The 20,492-nt window shown below is 73.8% G+C and carries 18 protein-coding genes; 7 read left to right on the top strand and 11 right to left on the bottom strand.

What is annotated here, in order from left to right:
* Window positions 1-96: 96 nt before the first annotated feature.
* The 4 genes from ACH414_RS20405 (at window position 97) to ACH414_RS20390 (ending at window position 4,240) form a co-directional block, all read left to right on the top strand.
* Entirely contained in the window at window positions 97-1,821 is a 1,725-nt protein-coding gene (locus tag ACH414_RS20405; protein WP_391767876.1) for a BCCT family transporter, read from the top strand.
* Window positions 1,822-1,899: 78 nt separating this feature from the next.
* Window positions 1,900-2,973 carry an ADP-ribosylglycohydrolase family protein gene (locus ACH414_RS20400; RefSeq protein WP_398942769.1) on the top strand — a complete coding sequence of 358 codons (1,074 nt, stop codon included), beginning with the start codon at window positions 1,900-1,902 and terminating at the stop codon, window positions 2,971-2,973.
* Window positions 2,970-3,470 (top strand): NUDIX domain-containing protein, encoded by a 501-nt coding sequence (locus ACH414_RS20395; protein WP_398942767.1) that lies wholly within the window; start codon window positions 2,970-2,972, stop codon window positions 3,468-3,470. The genes ACH414_RS20400 and ACH414_RS20395 overlap by 4 nt, the downstream gene beginning before the upstream one ends.
* Before the next feature lie 53 nt (window positions 3,471-3,523).
* Window positions 3,524-4,240 carry an NAD-dependent deacetylase gene (locus ACH414_RS20390; protein ID WP_382536984.1) on the top strand — a complete coding sequence of 239 codons (717 nt, stop codon included), beginning with the start codon at window positions 3,524-3,526 and terminating at the stop codon, window positions 4,238-4,240.
* On the opposite strand, the gene ACH414_RS20385 is transcribed toward ACH414_RS20390, so the two are convergent.
* The 5 genes from ACH414_RS20385 to ACH414_RS20365 form a co-directional block, all read right to left on the bottom strand.
* Window positions 4,237-4,758: a methylated-DNA--[protein]-cysteine S-methyltransferase gene (locus ACH414_RS20385; protein ID WP_382536987.1), complete on the bottom strand. Its 522-nt coding sequence runs from the start codon at window positions 4,756-4,758 to the stop codon at window positions 4,237-4,239. The genes ACH414_RS20390 and ACH414_RS20385 overlap by 4 nt on opposite strands.
* Before the next feature lie 12 nt (window positions 4,759-4,770).
* Window positions 4,771-6,246: an AlkA N-terminal domain-containing protein gene (locus ACH414_RS20380; RefSeq protein WP_398942766.1), complete on the bottom strand. Its 1,476-nt coding sequence runs from the start codon at window positions 6,244-6,246 to the stop codon at window positions 4,771-4,773.
* A 49-nt stretch (window positions 6,247-6,295) separates the two neighbouring features.
* On the bottom strand, window positions 6,296-6,838 hold the full coding sequence (locus ACH414_RS20375; protein WP_382536993.1) for an O-acetyl-ADP-ribose deacetylase: 543 nt from the start codon (window positions 6,836-6,838) through the stop codon (window positions 6,296-6,298).
* Between the two features lie 92 nt (window positions 6,839-6,930).
* Window positions 6,931-8,352 (bottom strand): phytoene desaturase family protein, encoded by a 1,422-nt coding sequence (locus ACH414_RS20370; RefSeq protein WP_382536996.1) that lies wholly within the window; start codon window positions 8,350-8,352, stop codon window positions 6,931-6,933.
* A gap of 63 nt (window positions 8,353-8,415) precedes the next feature.
* Window positions 8,416-9,258, bottom strand: coding sequence for an inositol monophosphatase family protein (locus tag ACH414_RS20365; RefSeq protein WP_382536999.1), 843 nt, complete (start codon window positions 9,256-9,258; stop codon window positions 8,416-8,418).
* A 128-nt stretch (window positions 9,259-9,386) separates the two neighbouring features.
* Here ACH414_RS20365 and ACH414_RS20360 point away from each other — a divergent pair, with 128 nt between their 5' ends.
* Window positions 9,387-10,442, top strand: a complete 1,056-nt coding sequence (locus ACH414_RS20360) for a biotin/lipoate A/B protein ligase family protein (protein WP_398942764.1) — start codon at window positions 9,387-9,389, stop codon at window positions 10,440-10,442.
* Between the two features lie 21 nt (window positions 10,443-10,463).
* Here the strand turns inward: ACH414_RS20360 and ACH414_RS20355 are convergent, their stop codons facing one another.
* From ACH414_RS20355 to ACH414_RS20330, 6 genes are all read right to left on the bottom strand, one after another.
* Window positions 10,464-11,051, bottom strand: coding sequence for a class I SAM-dependent methyltransferase (locus ACH414_RS20355; protein ID WP_382537005.1), 588 nt, complete (start codon window positions 11,049-11,051; stop codon window positions 10,464-10,466).
* A 164-nt stretch (window positions 11,052-11,215) separates the two neighbouring features.
* Window positions 11,216-12,211 carry a LacI family DNA-binding transcriptional regulator gene (locus ACH414_RS20350; RefSeq protein ID WP_382537008.1) on the bottom strand — a complete coding sequence of 332 codons (996 nt, stop codon included), beginning with the start codon at window positions 12,209-12,211 and terminating at the stop codon, window positions 11,216-11,218.
* Entirely contained in the window at window positions 12,208-13,986 is a 1,779-nt protein-coding gene (locus tag ACH414_RS20345) for a glycoside hydrolase family 36 protein (RefSeq protein WP_382537011.1), read from the bottom strand. The genes ACH414_RS20350 and ACH414_RS20345 overlap by 4 nt, the downstream gene beginning before the upstream one ends.
* A complete protein-coding gene (locus tag ACH414_RS20340; protein WP_398942762.1) occupies window positions 13,983-14,828 on the bottom strand; it encodes a carbohydrate ABC transporter permease in 846 nt (281 codons plus the stop codon). The genes ACH414_RS20345 and ACH414_RS20340 overlap by 4 nt, the downstream gene beginning before the upstream one ends.
* Complete coding sequence (locus ACH414_RS20335; protein ID WP_398942761.1) at window positions 14,825-15,757, bottom strand: carbohydrate ABC transporter permease; 933 nt, start codon at window positions 15,755-15,757, stop codon at window positions 14,825-14,827. The genes ACH414_RS20340 and ACH414_RS20335 overlap by 4 nt, the downstream gene beginning before the upstream one ends.
* Complete coding sequence (locus tag ACH414_RS20330) at window positions 15,754-17,118, bottom strand: ABC transporter substrate-binding protein (RefSeq protein WP_398942758.1); 1,365 nt, start codon at window positions 17,116-17,118, stop codon at window positions 15,754-15,756. Before ACH414_RS20330 ends, ACH414_RS20335 begins: the two co-directional genes overlap by 4 nt.
* 165 nt (window positions 17,119-17,283) lie before the next feature.
* On the opposite strand from ACH414_RS20330, the gene ACH414_RS20325 reads away from it, so the two are divergent.
* Both ACH414_RS20325 and ACH414_RS20320 read left to right on the top strand, forming a co-directional pair.
* Window positions 17,284-19,266, top strand: a complete 1,983-nt coding sequence (locus ACH414_RS20325; RefSeq protein WP_398942756.1) for a hypothetical protein — start codon at window positions 17,284-17,286, stop codon at window positions 19,264-19,266.
* Window positions 19,263-20,441, top strand: coding sequence for an aminotransferase class V-fold PLP-dependent enzyme (locus ACH414_RS20320; RefSeq protein WP_391767871.1), 1,179 nt, complete (start codon window positions 19,263-19,265; stop codon window positions 20,439-20,441). The genes ACH414_RS20325 and ACH414_RS20320 overlap by 4 nt, the downstream gene beginning before the upstream one ends.
* Window positions 20,442-20,492: the final 51 nt, after the last annotated feature.

The following is a 20,492-nucleotide window of genomic DNA, read 5'->3' as shown; positions in this document are numbered from 1 at the left end:
TCGAACGTGCAGTCGCGCCGAGGCCGACCCTATCCGGAGCCCAAGACGGCGTGCCACCCCCTGATAAAGCGATATTCCGCACCATAGTGGGCCATCATGAGTACGGAACCGATCGATCAAACATCAAAAGAGAACCCCGGTGCCTCCCCGGGCTCCCGCGGCACCGGCACCGCCGACGCCCACGGGCCCACCGGGCCCGATGCGAAGGTCATCGCCATCGGGCTGGCGGCCGTCGTCGCCGTGGTCGGCTGGGCGGCGATCGGCAAGGACTCCTTCGCCGACGCCTCCTCCTCGGCCCTGAACTGGGTCCTGTCGAATTTCGCCTGGCTCTTCGTGACCGCGGCCGACATCTTCCTGGTGCTGTGCGTGGTGATCGCGCTGAGCCGTTACGGCCGGATCCGGCTCGGGGCCGACGACTCGGAGCCGGAGTTCACCAATCTCGCCTGGATCGCGATGATGTTCAGCGCCGGAATGGGCATCGGCCTGATGTTCTACGGGGTGGGGGAACCGCTCCAGCACTATCTGAGCCCGCCCCCGGCGAGCGGCGTGCCCGCGCAGTCCGGCGCGGCGGCGCGCACCGCCCTGGAGTACTCCTTCTTCCACTGGACGCTCACCCCCTGGGCGATCTACGGCATCGCCGGGCTCGCCCTGGCGTACGCGGGCTTCCGCAAGGGCCGCGGCAACACCCTCAGCGCCGCCTTCGTGCCGCTCATGGGCGAGCGCAGGGCACGGTCCTGGCCGGGGAAGGCGATCGACCTGCTCGCGGTCTTCGCGACGGTCTTCGGCACCGCGACCAGTCTGGGGCTCGGCGCGCTCCAGGTCGCCGAGGGGCTGAACCTGACGATGGGCGTCAAGGACTCCACGGCCACCGAGCTGATCATCATCGTGTCCCTGTCGGCGGCCTTCGTCCTCTCGGCCTTCTCCGGCCTGCACAAGGGCGTGAAGTGGCTCTCCACGCTGAACATCGTCCTCGCCGCCTGTCTGGCGCTCTTCGTCTTCCTGCTCGGCCCGACCGTCTACATCCTCGACACCATCCCCGCCTCGGTCGGCGGCTATCTCCACCAGCTGCTGCCGATGGCGAGCCGCACCGGGGCGTTCACGGACCGGACCTGGCTCGGCGCCTGGACGATCTTCTACTGGGCGTGGTGGCTGTCCTGGGCCCCGTTCGTCGGCACCTTCATCGCCCGCATCTCGCGCGGCAGGACCGTCCGCGAGTTCCTCTTCGGGGTGCTGCTCGTTCCCTCGGGGGCCACGGTCATCTGGTTCTGCGTCATGGGCGGCACCGCGATCCGGCTCGACTCCACGGGCGCGGCCGACCTGGCGGGCGCGGTCAAGGACGGCCCGGAGGCCTCGCTCTTCGCGATGCTCGACGCCCTGCCGATCGGCACGGTCACCTCGTACCTCGCGATGATCCTGGTGATGACCTACTTCGTGACCAGCGCCGACTCGGCCTCCCTGGTGATGGGCTCGCTCACCAGCCGTGGGGCGCTGCACCCGCCGACCTGGCTCGTGGTCACCTGGGGCGTGCTGATGGCGGCGGTCGCCGCGGTGCTGCTCGTGGCGGGCGGGCTCAGTTCGCTGCAGACGGCGACGATCCTGGTGGCGCTCCCCTTCGTGCTGGTGATGCTGGGCCTGTGCTGGGCGCTGCTGAAGGAGCTCCGGGAGGACCCGGGCGCGGGTCCCGCCCGGCACCACGCGCTGCACGGGGTGCGGGACGCGGTCCGGGCGGCGGTCGGCGAGGCCATCTCCGAGCAGGGCTCCTCCCGGCACCACCGGCTGCGCCGGGCGGCCAAGTCCCGGTCGGGCGGAGACGAGGACTGAGGACCGACGGGTCGCTCGTGCTGGGCCGCGCGGGTGCGTCGGCGCGCGGCCCGACGGCGCATTCGGTACACCGGTGTCATGGGCCTCCTCAAGCACAGCGAACTCGCCGACCGGATCCTCGGCGGCTGGACGGGGCGGATCGCCGGGAACATGCTCGGCAAGCCGGTCGAGCGCGGAGACCACTGGACGCCCGAGCGGATCGACGCCTATCTGCGGCTGACCGGCGCCCTGCCGCTGACCGACTACCTGCCCCCGCCGCCGGCCGCCGGAGCGGACGGCTTCGAGCTGCGGCCCGAGTGGCCGCAGTGCGTGCGCGGCAGGATCCACGGCAGCTGCCGGGACGACGACATCGACTACTCGATCCTGGCCCTGCACCTCCTGGAGACCCGCGGCTTCGCCTTCACCACCGAGCAGGTCGGCGAGCACTGGCTGCTGCGGCTGCCGTACCTGCAGACCTTCACCGCCGAGCGGGTCGCCTACCGGAACCTCGCCAACGGTCTGAAGCCGCCGCTCACCGCCACGTACGACAATCCGCACCAGGAGTGGATCGGCGCGCTGATCCGGGCGGACGTGTACGGCTGGACCTCCCCCGGCGACCCGCGCCGGGCCGCCTCGCTGGCCCGCCGGGACGCGGTCCTGTCGCACACGGGCAACGGGGTGTACGGGGCGATGTGGGCGGCGGCCCTGATCGCCGCCGCGTTCACCGCGCCGGGCCCGCGCGTCGCCCTGGAGACCGCCCTGGAGCGCATCCCCGCCGGCAGCCGGCTGGCCAGGACGGTGCGGCACACGATGGCCCTGCACGAGGCGGGCCTGGAGTGGTCCGAGACGCTGGCCGAAATCCGCAGGGAGACCGGCGGCCTCGACTGGATCCACACGGTCCCCAACGCGGCCGTCCTGACCGCCGGACTCCTCTACGGCGAGGGCGACTTCACCCGCACGATCACCCTCACCGTGCGCGGCGGCCTGGACACCGACTCCAACGGGGCGACGGCCGGCTCGGTGGCGGGCGTGCTGGTCGGGGCCGCGGCCATCCCGCCGCAGTGGTCGGAGCCGCTGCAGGACCGGGTGCGCAGCGCGGTCGCGGGCTTCGACGGGGCACGCATCAGCGAACTCGCCGAGCGCACCCTCCGGCTGGCTACGCTGACGGGATGACGACCCCTGACATCGCCGACTACGCCACCTACATCGCCGGCCTGCCCCGTGTCCTGGCCGGTGCGGCCGCCCTCTTCCGGGACGCCGACGGCCGGGTCCTGATCGTCGAGCCGAACTACCGCGAGGGCTGGGTGCTGCCGGGCGGCACGGTCGAGTCCGACACGGGCGAGACGCCCCGCCAGGCCGCCCGCCGCGAGACGGCCGAGGAGATCGGCCTGGACGTGGAGCTGGGCGCGCTGCTCGCGATCGACTGGGTGCACGGCACGGCCCGACCGCCGATCGTGGCGTACCTGTACGACGGCGGGGTGCTCTCGGACGCGCAGCTGGCGGCGATCCGGCTCCAGGAGGAGGAGCTGATCTCCTGGAAGCTGGTCGAAGCGGCGGAGGTCTCCGCCCACCTCCCCGGCAGCCTCGCCCCCCGCGTCCTGGCCGCCCTCGACGCCCTGGCGAGCGGCCGCGGCCCGGCGGAGCTGGAGAACGGGCGGGCGGCGCGCTGACCGGGCGGCAAATCGGCTCGCACGGGCAGCGGGACCGCGCCTACGCTCGCGGTATGACCATGGTCGCGATCCTCAGCGGAGCCGGTATCTCCACGGACTCGGGCATCCCCGACTACCGGGGGCCGAACGGACTCTGGCGGCGGGACCCGGAGGCCGAGCGGCTCGTCACCTACGGGCCGTACATGGCCGACCCGGAGATCCGCCGCCGCTCCTGGCGGATGCGCCTCGACGGGCCGGTCCTGCGGGCCGAGCCGAACGCGGCGCACCGCGCGATCGCCGCGTACGAACGGAGCGGGAACGCGCTGCGGGTCATCACGCAGAACGTGGACGGGCTGCACCAGGCAGCGGGCGTGCCGGAGCGCAAGGTGCTCGAACTGCACGGCTCGGCGCGGACCGTGGTGTGCACGCAGTGCCACGCGCGCTCCCCGATGGGCGAGGCGCTGGAGCGGGTGAAGGCCGGCGAGGAGGACCCGGCCTGCCTGGAGTGCGGCGGCATCCTCAAGTCGGCGACGGTGATGTTCGGGCAGCGGCTCGACCCGGTGGTGCTCGGGGACGCGATGGCCATCGCGAAGGCGGCGCAGGTGTTCATCGCCGTCGGCACCAGCCTCCAGGTGCAGCCGGCGGCCTCGCTCGCGGGGATCGCGGCGGAGCACGGGGCCCGGCTGATCATCGTGAACGCCGAGCCCACCCCGTACGACGCGCTGGCCGACGAGATCGTGCGCGAGCCGATCGGGACCGCGCTGCCCGCGCTCCTGGAGCGCCTCCGCTAGAAGAGGGTGTCCTCGCCGCCCTGGCGGCCCCGGTGGCCCTCGCGCCCCGACTCGAAGGCGAGCAGGCGCTTCTTGCGGTCCAGGCCGCCGCCGTAGCCGGTGAGCGAGCCGCCGGAGCCGATGACGCGGTGGCAGGGCACGATGATGCTGACCGGGTTCCTGCCGTTGGCGAGGCCGACCGCGCGGGCGGCACCCGGGTTGCCGAGGGCCTCGGCGAGTTCGCCGTACGTCCGGGTCCGCCCGTACGGGATGCGGCGCAGCTGCTCCCAGACGCGCAGCTGGAACGGGGTGCCGACGAGGTGCAACGGCAGGTCGAACTCGGTGAGTCGGCCGGCGAAGTAGGCGTCGAGCTGGCGGACCGCCTCGTCGAAGGGGCGGGGGTCGGGGGTGCCGAAGGTCTCCTCGGGCGGGCGGTGGCGCTGGTCGGTCATGTGGATGCGGCTGAGGACTCCGTCGACGGCGACCAGGGTCAGCGCGTCGTAGGGGCTGTCCACGACCGTGTGCCGGACGGTGGGCATGCGCGGGGTTCCTTACGCGGGGAGGTGGTTGATCGGGTGCGCGTCGGTGGCCCAGAGGTACTGGACCGCGTAGGCGCGCCAGGGCCGCCAGTGGGCGGCGCGGGCGGTGAGCTTGGCCGGGGTGGCGGGGAGGCCGAGGCCCTCGGCGGCGCGGCGGATGCCGAGGTCGCCGGGGAGGAAGGCGTCCGGGTCGCCGAGTGCGCGCATCGCGATCACCTCGGTGGTCCAGGGCCCGAAGCCGGGCAGGGCGAGCAGCCGGGCGCGGGCCTCGTCCCAGTCGCTCTCCGGGCCGAGGGTCAGGGCCCCGTCGGCGAGCGCCCGGACGAGGGTGAGCAGGGTGGTGCGGCGGCTCGCGGGGAGGGCCAGGCTCTCCGGATCGAGGCCGGCCAGGGCCTCCGGGTCCGGGAAGAGGTGGGTCAGGCCGCCTTCCGGGTCGTCCACGGGGACGCCGTGCGCCCTGACCAGGCGGGCCGCGTGGGTGCGGGCGGCGGCCGTGGACACCTGTTGGCCGAGCACGGCCCGTACGGCGAACTCCGCGGCGTCCACGGTGCGCGGCACCCGCCGCCCGGGCGCCGCGTCGACCAGCGGCGCGAGCAGCGGATCGGTGCGCAGGTGCTCGTCGACGGCGACGGGATCGGCGTCGAGGTCCAGGAGCCGGCGGCAGCGGCTGATGGCGTGGGTGAGGTCGCGCGGGTCGGTGAGGGACAGCCGGCACAGGATGTGGTCGGGGCGGGGGCCGAGGGCGACGATGCCGTGCCCGTACGGGAGGGCGAGCGTCCGGCGGTAGGCGCCGTCGCGCCACTCCTCGACGCCGGGGACGGCGGTCGCGGCAAGGTGGCCGAAGAGGTTGGAGGGGTTGAGCGGGGCGCGGAACGGCAGGCGGAGGGTGATCGTCCCGGGCGTGGCGGGGGACGCGGTGCGGGCGCGGCCCGCGCGGGCGCGCAGTCCGCCGGGTGTCAGGGCGAAGACCTCGCGGACGGTGTCGTTGAAGGTGCGGATGGAGGAGAAGCCCGCCGCGAAGGCGATCTCGGCCATCGGCAGCTCGGTGGTCTCGACGAGCAGCCGGGCGGTCTGGGCCCGCTGGGCGCGGGCCAGGGCGAGCGGCCCGGCGCCGAGTTCGGCGAGCAGCTGCCGCTCGATCTGGCGGGCCGAGTAGCCGAGCCGGGCGGCGAGCCCGGGCACCCCCTCCCGGTCCACGACCCCGTCCTGGATGAGCCGCATGGCCCGGGCTACGGCGTCGGCCCGCGCGTCCCACTGGGGCGAGCCGGGGCTGGTGTCGGGGCGGCAGCGCTTGCAGGCACGGAAGCCGGCGCGCTGGCAGGACGCGGCGCTGGGGTGGAACTCCATGTTCCGGACCTTGGGTGGCACCGCGGGGCAGCTGGGCCGGCAGTAGATCCGAGTGGTGCGGACGGCGGTGAAGAAGACGCCGTCGAACCGGGCGTCCTTCGACTGGACGGCCCGTACGCAGCGCTCGGTGTCGGTGTGCATGGATCCAGCATCGGTGATCGGCGTGGGCCGGGCTGGCGAGAAAACGACATCAACGTCCGGGGGGCCCGTCCTCGGCGAGCGCGGCGGCGAAGACGTCGTGGGCGGCCTGGTCGAAGAGCACGAAGCGGACCTCCCGGAGGGGCGCGACGGCGGCCTCGCGGACGGTGCGGATCGCGATGCGGGCGCCGTCGTCCATGGGCCAGCCGTAGATCCCGGTGGAGATCGCCGGGAAGGCGACCGTCTCGGCGCCGAGCTCGGCGGCCACCCGCAGGGACTCCCGGTAGCAGGAGGCGAGCAGCTCCGAGCGGTCCTCGCCCTCGCTGTGGACGGGCCCGACGGTGTGGACCACCCAGCGGGCGTCGAGGTTTCCGGCAGTGGTGGCGACCGCCTGTCCGGTGGGCAGTCCGCGGCCGTGGTGTCCGGCGCGCAGGGCACGGCACTCGGCGAGGATCGCCGGGCCGCCCTTGCGGTGGATCGCGCCGTCCACGCCTCCGCCGCCGAGGAGCGAGGAGTTGGCGGCGTTCACGATGACGTCGGCGTGCTGCCGGGTGATGTCGCCGAGGACGAGGACGATCGAGGGCGTGCTGCTCATACCTCCATCCTGGCGCGGTCGGTCCCGCCCGGCACGGCCTTTTTCTCCGGGTCTCGCGGCTTCCGCGCAGGGTGCTCCTCGGGCGGCGGTGGCTACCCGACGGGCGCGCGCAGGCGCCTCCAGACCGCCTTGGCCGCGTTGTGGCCCGACATGCCGTGGACGCCGGGGCCCGGCGGGGTGGCGGAGGAGCAGAGGAACACCGCAGGGTGCGGGGTCGAGTACGGGAAGAGGGAGAGCTTGGGGCGCAGCAGCAGCTGGAGGCCGCGGGCCGCACCGCAGGCGATGTCGCCGCCGACGTAGTTGGCGTTGCGCTCGGCGAGTTGGGGCGGTCCGGCGGTGGCGCGGGCGAGGACCAGGTCGCGGAAGCCGGGGGCGAAGCGCTCGATCTGCCGCTCGATCGCGTCGGTGAGGTCGCCCTGCCAGCCGTTGGGGACATGGCCGTAGACCCAGAACACGTGCTTGCCCTCGGGGGCGCGGCCGGGGTCGACGAGGCTGGGCTGGGCGGCGATGAGGAAGGGGGTGTCGGGGGCCGTGCCGGAGGCGGCCTGGCGCAGGGCGGTGTCGATCTCCGCGGCGCTGGGGCCGATCTGGACGGTGCCGGCCCGGCGGGCGGCCTCGGCGGTCCACGGCACGGGTCCGGAGAGCGCGTAGTCGATCTTGAAGGCGCTGGCGCCGTAGCGGTAGCCGTCGTAGTGCCCGCCGAGGCCGGCGATCCTGGCGAGCGCGGTGGGCGAGGTGTCGAAGACGTAGGCGCGGGCCGGCGGAAGGTCGTCCAGGCGCTTGACCTCGTAGTCCGTGTGCACGGCGCCGCCGAGCTCCTTCAGATACGCGGCGAGGGCGTCGGAGATGGACTGGGAGCCGCCCCGCGGCAGCGGCCAGCCGCCGGCGTGCGCGGCGAGCGCGAAGACCAGGCCGACGGCGCCGGTGGCGATGCCGTCGAGCGGGGCGATGACATGGCCGACGAGGCCGGCGAGCAGGGCGCGCGCCTTGTCGTCGCGGAAGCGGCGCATCAGCCAGGTGGACGGCGGGAGTCCGGCGAGCCCGAAGCGGGCGAGCAGCACCGGGTCGCGGGGCAGCGCGGTGAGCGGCAGCTGCATGAAGTCGGCGCTGAGCGTGTCCCACCTGCCGAGGAAGGGCTCGACGAGCCGCCGGTAGGTGCCGGCGTCGCGCGGGCCGAAGGAGGCGGCGGTCTCGGCGACCGAGCGGGACAGGACGGCCGCGGTGCCGTCGTCCCAGGGGTGGGCCATGGGCAGCGGCGGCTGCAGCCACTCCAGTCCGTGGCGGTCCAGCGGCATCGTCTTGAAGACGGGCGAGCCGGCGCCCAGCGGGTGCACCGCCGAGCAGGGGTCGTGGCGGAAGCCCGGGAGGGTGAGCTCCTCGGTCCGGGCTCCGCCGCCGATGGTGGACTTCGCTTCGAAGACCGCGACGGAGAATCCGCGCCGGGCGAGCTCCACGGCGGCGGTCAGTCCGTTGGGTCCCGCCCCCACGACGACGGCATCGAGCATCGACGGCACCTTCGGACTCCTTCGTCAGCCGACGGCCAGGGATCCCAGCATAGGCGGGGCCCCGTAAGGGACTTACCCGGCCCCGAGCAGGGAACGGATCCGCTCGGCGGTGGCCGCGTCACGCGCGGCGGTGAACGGCAGGGTGTTGCCTCCGGTGATCCGGAAGCGCTCGCCGATCAGGGTCAGATCGGTGCCTCCGGCCTCCTCGACCAGGAGCAGCCCGGCGGCGTGGTCCCAGGCGTACTCCCAGGAGAAGGCGACGGCGTCGAGCTCGCCCCGGGCCACCGCCAGGTACTCCAGGCCGGCCGAGCCGCAGGGGCGGGGGCTGACGCCCTCGGTGCGCAGGCCCAGCAGGGCGCGCTTCTGGTCCGGGGTGGTGTAGTCGGGGTGCGAGGTGGCGACCTGGAGCACCGCTCCGGGGGCCGGCGCGCCCGACCGGATGACCTGACCGTTCACCGTGGCGCCGCGGCCGCGCACCGCGACCGCCAGCTCCTCCAGGACGGGGGCGTAGGTCCAGGAGGCGAGGAGCTCGCCGCCCCGGGCGAGGGCGACCAGGGTGCAGAACCCGGCCTCGCCGCGCACGAACTGGCGGGTTCCGTCGACGGGGTCGACGATCCACACCGGGGCGTCGCCCTGGAGCGCCCCGTACACCGCGGGGTCCGCGTGGACGGCCTCCTCGCCGACGACGACGGAGCCGGGCAGCAGGGCGGTGAGGGAGGCGGTCAGATGGGCCTCGGCGGCCTGGTCGGCCACGGTGACCAGGTCGTGCGGCCCGTTCTTCTCGACTATCTCGTCCGCGCCCAGCTGGCGGAAGCGCGGCAGGATCTCGGCGGCCGCGGCCTTGCGGACCGCCTCCTCCACCTCGGTCGTGCCACCGGCGAGTACGTGCTCAAGGAAGTCGGTTTCTCCGGTCATGTGACCAGCCAAGCACACTCCGCTGACATTCCGGAGGCCCGCCGGCGACCTGTGGACAACCGGCGGACGACCTGCGGACCGCGGGTACGCTTTGATCGAGTTCACCCCTTGCGTCCAAGGAGGGTCCCGTGCACGGCGAGTACAAGGTTCCGGGCGGCAAGCTGGTCGTCGTCGACCTCGACGTGGCGGACGGCGTGCTGCGCCGGGTCCGCGTCGCGGGCGACTTCTTCCTGGAGCCCGACGAGGCGATCCTGGCGATCGACCGGGCCCTGGAGGGCGCCCCGGCCGACACGGACGCCGCCGGTCTCGCCGCCCGGATCGACGCCGCGCTGCCGCCGGGGACGCAGATGTACGGGCTGACCCCGGAGGGCGTCGGGGTCGCGGTCCGGCGGGCGCTCGCCCACGCGACCGACTGGACGGACTACGACTGGCAGCTGATCCACGAGCCGCCGCAGTCGCCCGCGCTGCACATGGCGCTCGACGAGGTGCTGACCGCCGAGGTCGCGGCGGGTCGCCGCCCGCCGACCCTGCGGGTGTGGGAGTGGGGCGCGCCCGCGGTGGTCATCGGCAGCTTCCAGTCGCTGCGCAACGAGGTGGACCCGGAGGCGGCGGAGCGGCACGGCATCGAGGTGGTGCGCCGGATCAGCGGCGGCGGGGCCATGTTCATCGAGCCCGGCAACACCATCACGTACTCGCTCTCGGTCCCCGACGCGCTCGTCCAGGGCCTGTCCTTCGCCGACAGCTACGCGTATCTGGACGACTGGGTGCTGGGCGCCCTCGGCGACATGGGCGTCAAGGCGTGGTACCAGCCGCTGAACGACATCGCCACGGAGGCGGGCAAGATCGCGGGCGCCGCGCAGAAGCGCGTGGTCACGGGTGACGGCGCGGTGCTGCACCACGTGACCATGGCGTACGACATCGACGCCGACAAGATGACCGAGGTGCTGCGCATCGGCCGGGAGAAGCTCTCCGACAAGGGCACCAAGAGCGCCAAGAAGCGCGTGGACCCGCTGCGGCGTCAGACGGGCCTGCCCCGGGAGACGGTCATCGAGCGCATGATCGCCTCCTTCCGCTCCCGTTACGGACTGACCGAGGGTGCGGTCACCGAGGAGGAGCTGGCCCGGGCGAAGGAGCTGGCCGGGACGAAGTTCGCGACCCCCGAGTGGACGGCCCGGGTGCCCTGAGCCGGGGCAGGACGAGAGCCCTCAGATCCGGGCGACCAGGACGAACTCGTTGTACGGGAAGACCCGTCCGACCGACCGGGCGAACGGGAAGGAGTAGGTGCGGCCGATGGTCAGGCCCAGCTTCTCCGCGTGCCCGCGCAGCCCCTCGAAGTCGACGAAGCGCACATGGGTGGCGTCGGTCTTGTAGCCGGCCTCCTGCGGGGTGATGAGGACGACCGAGCCGCCCCGCTTCACCAGGGGCAGGTACTGCTCCAGGACCGAGTTCGCCAGGGCCTCGTCCAGGTGCTCCAGGACGTGCGCGCAGAGCAGCGAGTCGAAGGAGCCGGGCCCGCAGCCGGGGGCCCCGGGGAGCTCGTCGGGCGTGTAGGCGGTGAGCCCGCGCTCGCGGCAGGTGGCGACCGAGGTCGCGTTGTGGTCGACCCCGACGCTGTCGGGGCCGCAGTTCAGGAGGTTGCGGCCGAGACCGCAGCCCACGTCGAGGACCCGGCCGAGGCCGAGCCGTTTCAGGTTCCATCGGTAGGGCGCCTGGGTGGGGAGCAGTCGCTTGATCCCCGAGGTCTCGAGCCGTGCGAGCCGCTGGGTGTAGTCGGAGGACTCCGTGCCGGACATGACGACCGCCTTCGTTGCGTTGTGTAAGCAAACGACACCGTCGGAGGTGGGGTTACGGAGGCTATCAGTCCGGTAGTGGAGGTCGGCGTCTCGGACGCCCGGTTCCCGGCCCCGGCCGGGTGGCGGCGGCCGTGCCGCCGCCGGCCGGGGTGCGCGGCACCGGGTCAGGAGGCCGCCGGTCCGGTGGAGGCGCGGATCACCAGCTCCGGGTCGAAGAGGAGTTCGCCCGTGGGCACCTCGCGGTTGCTCACCAGGGCGAGGACGCTGCGGCCCACCTCCAGGGCGAGGCGGTCGGCCGGCTGGCGGACCGTGGTGAGGGCCGGGTCGGTGAACTCGGTGACCGTGGACCCGTCGTAGCCCACCACGGAGATGTCGTCCGGCACGGTGAGTCCCTGGCGGCGGATCCCCCGGACGGCTCCGAGGGCCATGAAGTCGCTCGCCGCGACGATGCCGGTGGCGCCGAGGCCGATCAGGGACGTGGCCGCCGCCTGCCCGCCCTCCACACTGTAGGACTGGCGCACCACCCAGCGCGGGGCGTCGTCGATGCCGCGCCGGGCCATGGCGGCCACGAAGCCACGTACCCGCCGGTCGGCGGGCCGGTTGCCGGACGGGCCCGAGGCCATGCCGATCCGCCGGTGCCCGAGGCGGTACAGGTGGTCGACGGCCAGCTCCGCCGCGAGGGCGTCGTCGGTGGAGAAGACCGGGGCGGGCACCCCGTCGGCGAACTCGCCGTTGATCCCGACGTACGGGACGCGGCGCTGGCGCAGCAGCTCGTAGCCGTCGGTGTCCGCGCCCTCCACGGTGTTGGAGGCGGAGAGGAAGACGACGGCCGCGATGCCCTTGTCGACGAGCGAGCTGAGGAAGTCCAGCTCCTGCACTCCGCCGGGGAAGACCGGGCAGAGCACCGTCTTCAGCCCGTGCGGGGCGAGCGCCGACTCGATTCGCTCGGCGACGTCGGCGAAGAACGGGTTGGACACGAACTCGGTGACCACGGCCACCAGTTGACCCTGCGTCTGCCGCTCGTAGCCGAGCTCGGCCATCGCGTGCTCGACGGCTTCGCGGGTCTTCTTCGACACCCCCTGCCGCCGGTTGATCACGCGGCTGACGGTCGCCTCGCTGACCTGTGCCAGGGCTGCGACGTCGGTGATGCCGACCTTCATCGCGGTCCTTCCGTGAGTGCGAGCGAAACCAGGCCGCCGCGCGGTACGTCCAGGGAGCGGGGTCCCTCCGGCGGGAGCGTCAGCGGATCATTCATCATACGGCCGTCCGGTCCGTGGACCAGGGCGGTCACCCCGGTGCCGCCGCCGCTGACCTCCACCATCAGCCGGTCCCGGTCCGAGCCGTTGACCAGGTGCCAGCGGCGGTAGGCGGTGAGGTCGACCGGCACGACCCGGTCGCCGTGGGCGCTCACCAGGCACTCCTCCCCCAGGGCCACGCTCACCAGCGGGTACTGCTCGTCCGGCCGGCCGGGCTCGACCCGCCCGTCCAGGAGCAGTTCGCGGTGGCGCAGCCAGCGCCCGAGCCAGAACCGTACGGCCGCCAGGTGGGCGGGCGGCAGCAGGTCGAGGCGGACGGAGATCTGCGGGACGGCGTGCAGCGCGCCGATCAGCTGGCGGGCCACCGCCTCGACGGGCGCGGAGCGGGACCACATCAGCATGTCGGAGTGGACGGCCCCGCCGACCGCGAGCAGCGCGGTGTCCAGGGTCCGCACCCGGTTGGCGGTCGCGTCCGCGGGGCAGTCGAAGGAGCGCAGCATGTTCCCGTACGGGGCCATGCCCGGGCCGGCGTACGGCTGGCGCAGTTCGAGCAGCGGGTCGGGCCGTGCGGCCTCCAGCGCGGCGCGCACGTCGGCGAGCAGCCCGGTCATGGCCCGGCCCACGTCCTCGCCGCCGTCCCCCGCGTACACGGCGGCCTCGTCGAGGAAGTCCAGCTTGAGCCCGTCGAGGCCGTGTTCGCGTACGAGGGCGACGCACAGCTCGACCACGTGCCGGCGCACCTCGGGGAGTCTCGGGTCGAGCACCCGGGCGCCGGGCACGGTGGCGGCGGCGGGCGCCGCCCCGGCCCACCGTCCGAAGCAGTCCGCCTCGGGGCCGAGGAGCAGCGGCGCCACCCACAGCAGACAGCGCAGTCCGGTGTCCCGCACCCGGGCCACGTGGGCGGCCAGGTCGGGGAACTTCGCCGGGTCGGGGCGCCAGTCCCCGCAGCCGGCGTAGCCCCGGCCGTTGCCGTACGCCTGCCAGCCGTCGTCCAGGATCAGCACCCGGCAGCCGAGGTCGGCGGCGATCACCGCCTGGGTCTCGACGGCGGCGGCGGAGACGTCCTGGTTGAAGGCGTACCAGGTGGAGTAGACGGGGAGCCGGGCCGTGTCCGGCACGGGCATCGGCGGGCGGTCGGCGGCGAACCAGGCGCGCAGCGGGCGCAGGGCGGCGGCGACCGAGGGAGACCGCGGCACGAGCAGCAGCCGGTGCGGTCCGGTGGCGGCGGGCAGGTTCAGGTGGACGACGTGGGTGTCGTTCTCCTCCGACACTCCGAAGCGGACGTCGGTCTCGGGGACCGGGTCGGCGGCGGCGAAGGCGAGCAGGGTGGCGCCCGAGTGCTCGTACAGGCAGCCGGCGGCGGCCCCGCTGACGAGGCTGACGCGGCTGCGGCCCTCCCAGTCGGCCACGAGGGTGCGGCGCCAGCCGCCCTGCGGGTGCCAGTAGCCGGCGGCGTCGCCGAGCGGCACCGAGAGCCGGATCTCCACGGGCAGGCCGTCGGCGCTCACCTCGAGGATCCGGACGCCGTCCGTGAGCGGTCCGAGCTCCCAGCGGGGGCGGGTGCCGGGGTGGCCGGGGGCGAGCACGGCGATCGACACGTCGTCGAGCAGCGGCGCGGCGGGGGCCGGGGCGAGGTGCGCGGTGGTGACCGCCTGGTGGTGCTCCTGGTTCCCGTTCATTCCTTCACCGCCCCCGCGAGGAGGCCGGAGACGAAGTGCCGCTGGAGGGCGAGGAAGACCACCGCCATGGGGATGGCGGCGAGGGAGGTGCCGGCCAGGATGGCGCCGTAGTCGGTCTCGTCCAGGCCCTGGAGCGAGGCGAGCGCCACCGGGATGGTGAAGGAGTTCTCGTCGCGCAGCACGATCAGCGGCCAGACGAAGTCGTTCCACTGGTACAGGAAGAGGAACAGGGCGAGGGCGGCGAGCGCCGGGCGCATCGGGGGCAGGGCGACCCGCCACAGCAGCCGCAGTTCGCCGCAGCCGTCCATCCGTCCGGAGTCGAGGAGTTCCCGCGGCAGGCCGGCCATGGACTGGCGCATGAGGAAGATGCCGAAGGGCAGGGCCAGGTTGGGGGCGACGACGGCCTGGTAGGTGTTCAGCCAGTGGAGCTCGGCCATCATCTCGAACAGCGGTACGAGGGTGATCTGCGCGGGCACGACGAGTCCCAGCATCAGCAGTCCGAACAGGGCTTCGCGGCCGCGGAAGCGGTAGGCGGCGAAGCCGTATCCGGCGAGGGTGCAGACCACGCCGGCGAGCAGGGTGTAGACGAGCGCGATGCCCAGGGAGTTGAGCACCACGCGGCCGAAGTCGGCGGTCTCCTGGAGGGTGGCGAGGTTCTCCCCGAGGTGTCCGCCGGGGAGCAGCGGCGGCGGGCTGTCGAAGATCTCCGCCGAGCTGTGGGTGGCGCCGACGGCCAGCCAGTAGAAGGGGACGGCGACGACGGCGAGCGCGAGGCCGAGTGCGGAGGTGAGCAGGACGCTCCGCCCGGGATGACGGGAGCGGCGGGCGCGGCGGGTGGTCACGGCTTCTCCCCGAGGAGGCGGAACTGGATCAGGCCGAGCAGCCCGACCAGGACGGTGAGGGCGTACGCGATGGCCGAGGCGTAGCCGAAGTCGAAGTACTTGAAGGCGTTCTGGTAGAGGTACACGCCGATGGTCAGGGTCGCGTTGTCCGGACCGCCGCCGGTGAGGACGTACGGCTCGTCGAAGAGCTGGAGCGTGCCGATCGTGGACAGGACGGTCGTGAGCAGCAGCGCGGGGCGCAGTCCCGGCAGGGTGACGTGGCGGAAGGCGGTGACGGCCCCGCCGCCGTCCACGGCGACCGCGTCGTAGAGCTCGCGGGGCACGGTCTGCAGCCGGGCCAGCAGGATGACGGCGTTGTAGCCGGTGTAGTGCCAGGTCAGCGCGAGGCCGAGGGAGATCCGCGCCCACAGCGGGTCGGTGAGCCAGGGCAGCGGGTCGGCGCCGAGCTGCCCGAGGAGCCAGTTGACGAGTCCGTACTGCCGGTTCAGCAGGACGGAGAAGACGATGCCGTACGCGACGAGGCCGGTGACCATCGGCAGGAAGAAGCCGAGACGGAAGACCGGGCGGCCGCGCAGCAGCGTGGAGTCGAGGGCGACGGCGAGGGCGGTGGCGAGGCCGAGCATCAGCGGCACCTGGACGGCGAGGATCACGGCGGTGTTGCTCAGCGCGGTCCACAGCAGCGGGTCCTCGGCGAGGCGCAGGTAGTTGTCGGCGCCGACGAAGGTCTCGGTGCCGCCGACCGTGCGGTGCAGGCTGAGCAGGAAGGACCAGCCGATGGGGTAGAGCTTGAACCCGGCGAAGAGCAGCAGCGCGGGCAGGACGAAGAGGTACGGGGCGGCCCGGCCGCGCCGGCGGTGGCGGGGCGCGGTGGCCCGGGGTGCGGCGGCGGCCGGCGCGGTGCCGGCCGCCGGGGCGGTGAGCCGGCTCACCGGGCTGCCTTCCGCCCCGTCTGGCGGGCCAGCTCGCGGGCCGCCCCGGCGAGCACCTCGGCCGGGTCGGCTCCCTTGAGGAGGACCTGGGACTGGGCGTCGGTGACGAGTTTGAGCGCGCGGGCGTAGTCGGCGGTGTAGTTGACGGCGGGGCTGGGGGCCTGGAGGGCGGAGAGGAAGATCTCGCCCTTGCGCTGTCCGCCGAAGAACGCCGACGGCTGGTGGAAGGCGGCGTCGTCGTACGCCTTGAGCAGGGCGGGCGCGATGCCCTTGCCCCGGTAGATCCGCACCTGGGACGCGGGCCGGGTCAGCGCGAACTCGACGAAGGACCAGGCGGCCGCCTGGTGCCGGCTGCTGCCGGCGACGGCGAGGTGGGTGGAGTTCACGGTGGCCGCGGTGGGGCCGCCGCGGCGGACGGCCGGGGGCAGCCGGACCCTCCACTTGCCGGCCTCGGCCGGCACCTGTTCCTCGATGATCCCGCCGAACCAGGTGGGCCAGGGCAGGACGGCGGCGGTGCCCCGCTTCAGGGAGCTCATGAGGGCGTTCCAGCCGCCGGCCAGGTCGCTGACGAGACCGGCGTCGTTCATGGTCTTGATGAGCGTCATGGCCCGGACGGCCTCGGGGGACTCCAGGGTGATGCGGCCCTCCAGGTCGAAGTAGAAGGCGCCCTGGAGCTGGAGGAGCATCTGGAAGAAGTTGGCCGCGTCGGGCTGTGAGGCGGGCTTGTCGATGCCGAGCAGATGGGCGCCGGTACGGGCCTTGAGCTGCTTGCCGGCCTCGATCGTCTCGTCCCAGGTCTGCAGTGCGCCGACGTCGATCCCGGCCTTCTCGAAGAGGTCGGCCCGGTAGTAGAAGCCCGCCGAGTTGGCCTCCCAGGGCAGGGCGTTCACCCGCTTGCCGTCGGGGCAGACGGTCTCCCACAGGCCGGCGGCGAAGGCGTTCCGGTGGGCGGTGGCGCCCAGGGGGCCGAGGTCGGCGAGGCCGCCGGGGAAGCGCTCGACATAGCCGGGCAGGTAGTCGACGCCGATGTGCAGGACGTCGGCGAGGCCCTGGCCTCCGGCGGCGAGACCGGCGGTGATCTTGTCCCAGATCGCGGGGTTGCCGATGTCCTCGACGGTCACCTCGACGTTGGGGAAGGTCTTGTTGAACTCCGGTATCAGCGCCTTGAGTTCGGCGGCGGGGCCCTGCCAGGACCAGACGGTGATCCGGCCCTTGCGGGGGTCTCCGGCGGCACCCGAACCGCCCTGGCCGGCCGCGCCGCTGCCCGCGCAGCCGGCCAGGGCGAGGGCCAGGGCGCCCCCGCCTCCCAGGTGGAGAAGCTGTCGCCGGCTCGGCTGTCTTGTCGCGTCTGTGTCGGTCATGGGGCGGGACACTACAAGCGCTCCGACCGAACTTGCAATCCATCAATGAAAACTTTCAGTTTGATTCTCCACCGGATGATGCGGAATCCATTGCAAGCCGCCGGGAGGGATTGCTAGCGTGCCGCGCGCCGACCTGGCCCCGCCCCGATCCGGGAGAGAACCCGCATGACGCGCACCCGCCTCTCACTGCTCTCCGCCGTCGCCCTGCTCACCACGCTCGCCCCGCTCGCCCCCGCCCACGCCGAACCCGCACGGCCCGCCGCGCCCGCCGCGCCGACCGCGCCCGCCGGGCTCACCGTCGCCGACCCCGGCTTCGAGAAGGGCGGCACCGGCTGGGAGTTCGGCCCCGGTACGGGGGTCGCGAGCAACTACCCGCACGCCGGCGAACGGCTCGCCTACCTCGACGCGGGCAGCGGCCGGAAGGTCTCCCAGACCGTGACCGCGACCGGCCACGGCAGCTACCTCGTCTCCGCCTGGATCGCCACCGGCGGCCCCGGCGGCCGCTACGTGCTGCGGATCGACGGCGTTCCCGTCGCCGAGCGGACCCTGCCGGCAGGCGCCGGCTACCGCCGCCACACCCTCGGCAGGATCACCCTCGCCCCGGGGGACCGGCTGGAGATCGCCTTCGAGTCGGGGCAGGGCTGGGTCAACGTCGACGACGTGATGGTCTCCCCCGCCTCACCCGCCGACCCCCGGGTCACCTCCAGCGACCCCGAGGTCGTCGAGATGTTCGACTGGGCCAAGCACAAGGCCAACAGCTGGGTGCACCTCCCCGGCACCCAGGGCCCGCTCGACGCCGACGAACGCCGGACCGGCGGCACCGGCACCGGCGTCTACGGCCCGTCCTACTGGGCCGGCTACGCCAACCGCAGCGGCTACTACTCCCGCGACACGGCCCACCAGCTCACCGGCGCCGGCGTCCTCGGCCTGCACACCGAGAACAAGGAGATGCTGCGCGCCTTCGCGGCCACCGCCACCGCCGAGCACGCCTACTACCCCGTCTGGGCCCTCAACTTCGACAACCGCAGCCCCCTGGCCATCGACTACCGGGGCCCCGACCTCTTCGTCCGCGAGGTGCCCGCCCCCTTCGAACTCGTCCAGAAGGCCGAGGAGGCCTACCGCTGGAGCGGTGACCCGGCCTACCTCGACGACCCCGTGCTGTGGGGCTTCTACCGGCACACCACCGAGGAGTTCGTCGCCCTCCACGACGGGCTCAGGGACAACGGCCGGGTCCGGGTCGCCGAGGGCACCGGTCACGGCATCTTCCAGGGCACGGCCAGCTACAACGAGCAGAGCGGCGAACCGCTCGCCGAGGCCGGCGACGCCATCGGCTCCCAGTACCAGGCCTACCGCGCCATGGCCTCCCTCGCCCGCGCCAAGGGCGACACCGCGACCGCGGCCCGCTTCGAACACCGCGCCCGCGCGCTCAGGACCTACTTCAACACCACCTGGAGCGGCGCCGGTTCGGGCGCCGACATGGTGCGCGGCTACACCACCGACGGGCGGGCACTGACCGGCTGGGGCAAGGAGAACAGCTGGTTCATGCCGATGAAGCGGATCATCGACCCGGGCGCCCGGCGCGAGGCGTACCTCGACTACGTCGAGGCCCAGGCCGAGGGCGCCGGACGCCCCGACAACATCGAGGCGCTCACCTACCTTCCCGACACCTTCCTCACCGACAACCGGGCCGACACCGCCTGGAAGTGGATGCGCCGCATCTACGCCCAGAAGGACGTCCAGCACGTCAACGCCGCCCAGGGCACCAACGGCGACTACCCCGAGGTGTCGTTCACCCTCGTCGCCCAGACCGTCCAGGGCCTCATGGGCGTCACCCCCGACGCCCCCGCCCGCACCCTCGCCACCCAGCCGCGGCTGCCCTCCGGCATGGAGTGGCTGAGCGTCGAGGACCTGCGCGTCGGCGACTCCGCGTTCACCCTGCGCCACGACGCCGACCGCCGCTCCACCCTCACCCACACCACCGGCACCGGCGCCTACACCTGGGTGGCCCGCTTCCCCGGCGCCCACGCCCGCGCCCTGGTCGACGGGGTGGCGCGCCCCGCCCGTACCGAGGTGGTCGACGGGGTGACGTACACGACGGTCCGCACCCTCGTGGCCCCCGGCCGCACGGTCACGGTCGAGGTCCGATGAGCGCGCCGGACCCGGACCCGACGCCCCGGCGGGCCGCCGCCTTCCCCGGCGGCACGGCCCTGTTCCGGCTCGACCCGGCGGTGGCCCACCTCAACCACGGCTCCTTCGGCGCCGTCCCGACCCCGGTCGCACGGGTCCGGCAGCGCCTTGACGAGGAGGCGGCGGCCGACCCCGACGCCTTCTTCCTCGGCGTTCCCGGCCGGCTCGCCGAGGCCCGGGCCCGTATCGCCGGGCACCTGGGCGCCGACCCGGAGGGCCTCGCCCTCGTCGCCAACGCCACCGAGGCGGCCAACCTCGCCCTGGACGCGCTGCGTCTGGAGCGGGACGACGAGGTCCTCGTCACCGACCACGGCTACGGCACGGTCGTCGCGGCCGCCGCCCGGCGCGCCCGCGTCACCACCGTCGCCGTCGACCCCGAGCTGCCGGACGAGCAGGCGGTGTGCGCGGCCGTGCTCGCGGGCCTCACCCCCCGCACCCGGGTGGCGCTCCTCGACCAGATCAGCTCCCCCACCGCACGGCCCATCGCCACGCCCCGGCTCCTCGCGGAGCTCCGCGAGCGCGGGATCACCACCGTCGTCGACGGCGCCCATGCCCCCGGGATGCTCGCCGACCCGCTCGCCGGGCGGCCCGACCTGTGGTTCGGCAACCTGCACAAATGGGCCTACGCCCCGCCCGGCAGCGCGGTCCTGGCGGCCGCCCCCGCCTACCGGGCCCGGATCCCCGCGCCCGTGCCGTCCTGGGAGGACGGCAGCGGCTTTCCGCTCGCGGTCGAGTTCCGGGCCACCGTCGACTACACCGGCTGGCTCGCGGCACCCGAGGGCCTCGACCTGATCGAGCGCCTCGGCGCCACGGCCGTACGGGCCCACAACAGCGGACTCGTCGCCCACGGGGCCGGATTGCTGGCCGGTATCCCGGGGGTCAGCCCCCTCCCGTACGACGAGACGCTCGCCATCCGTTCGCTGCGGCTCCCCCGGCACCTGGCCAGGACCCAGGCCGAGGCGGCCGCCCTGCGCGAGGAGATCGCGGCCCGTCTGGGCTGCCGGGTCCTCGTCTGGTCCTGGCCGGACGGCGGCGGCATCCGGATCAGCGGGCAGCTCTACAACCGGCCCGAGGAGTACGAGCGGCTGGCGCAGGGGCTCGGCGAACTGCTGGAGGGGAAGCGGCCGGTGTCCTAGCCGCCGGTTCGGCGGGCTGGGGCCACCCCGCGCACGGCAGGCGTGGGCACC

The organism is Streptomyces sp. NPDC020422, assembly GCF_044386705.1.
GTDB lineage: Bacteria > Actinomycetota > Actinomycetes > Streptomycetales > Streptomycetaceae > Streptomyces.
The sequence above is the reverse complement of the archived record's forward strand: the minus strand, read 5'-3'. Positions and strand labels throughout refer to the sequence as shown.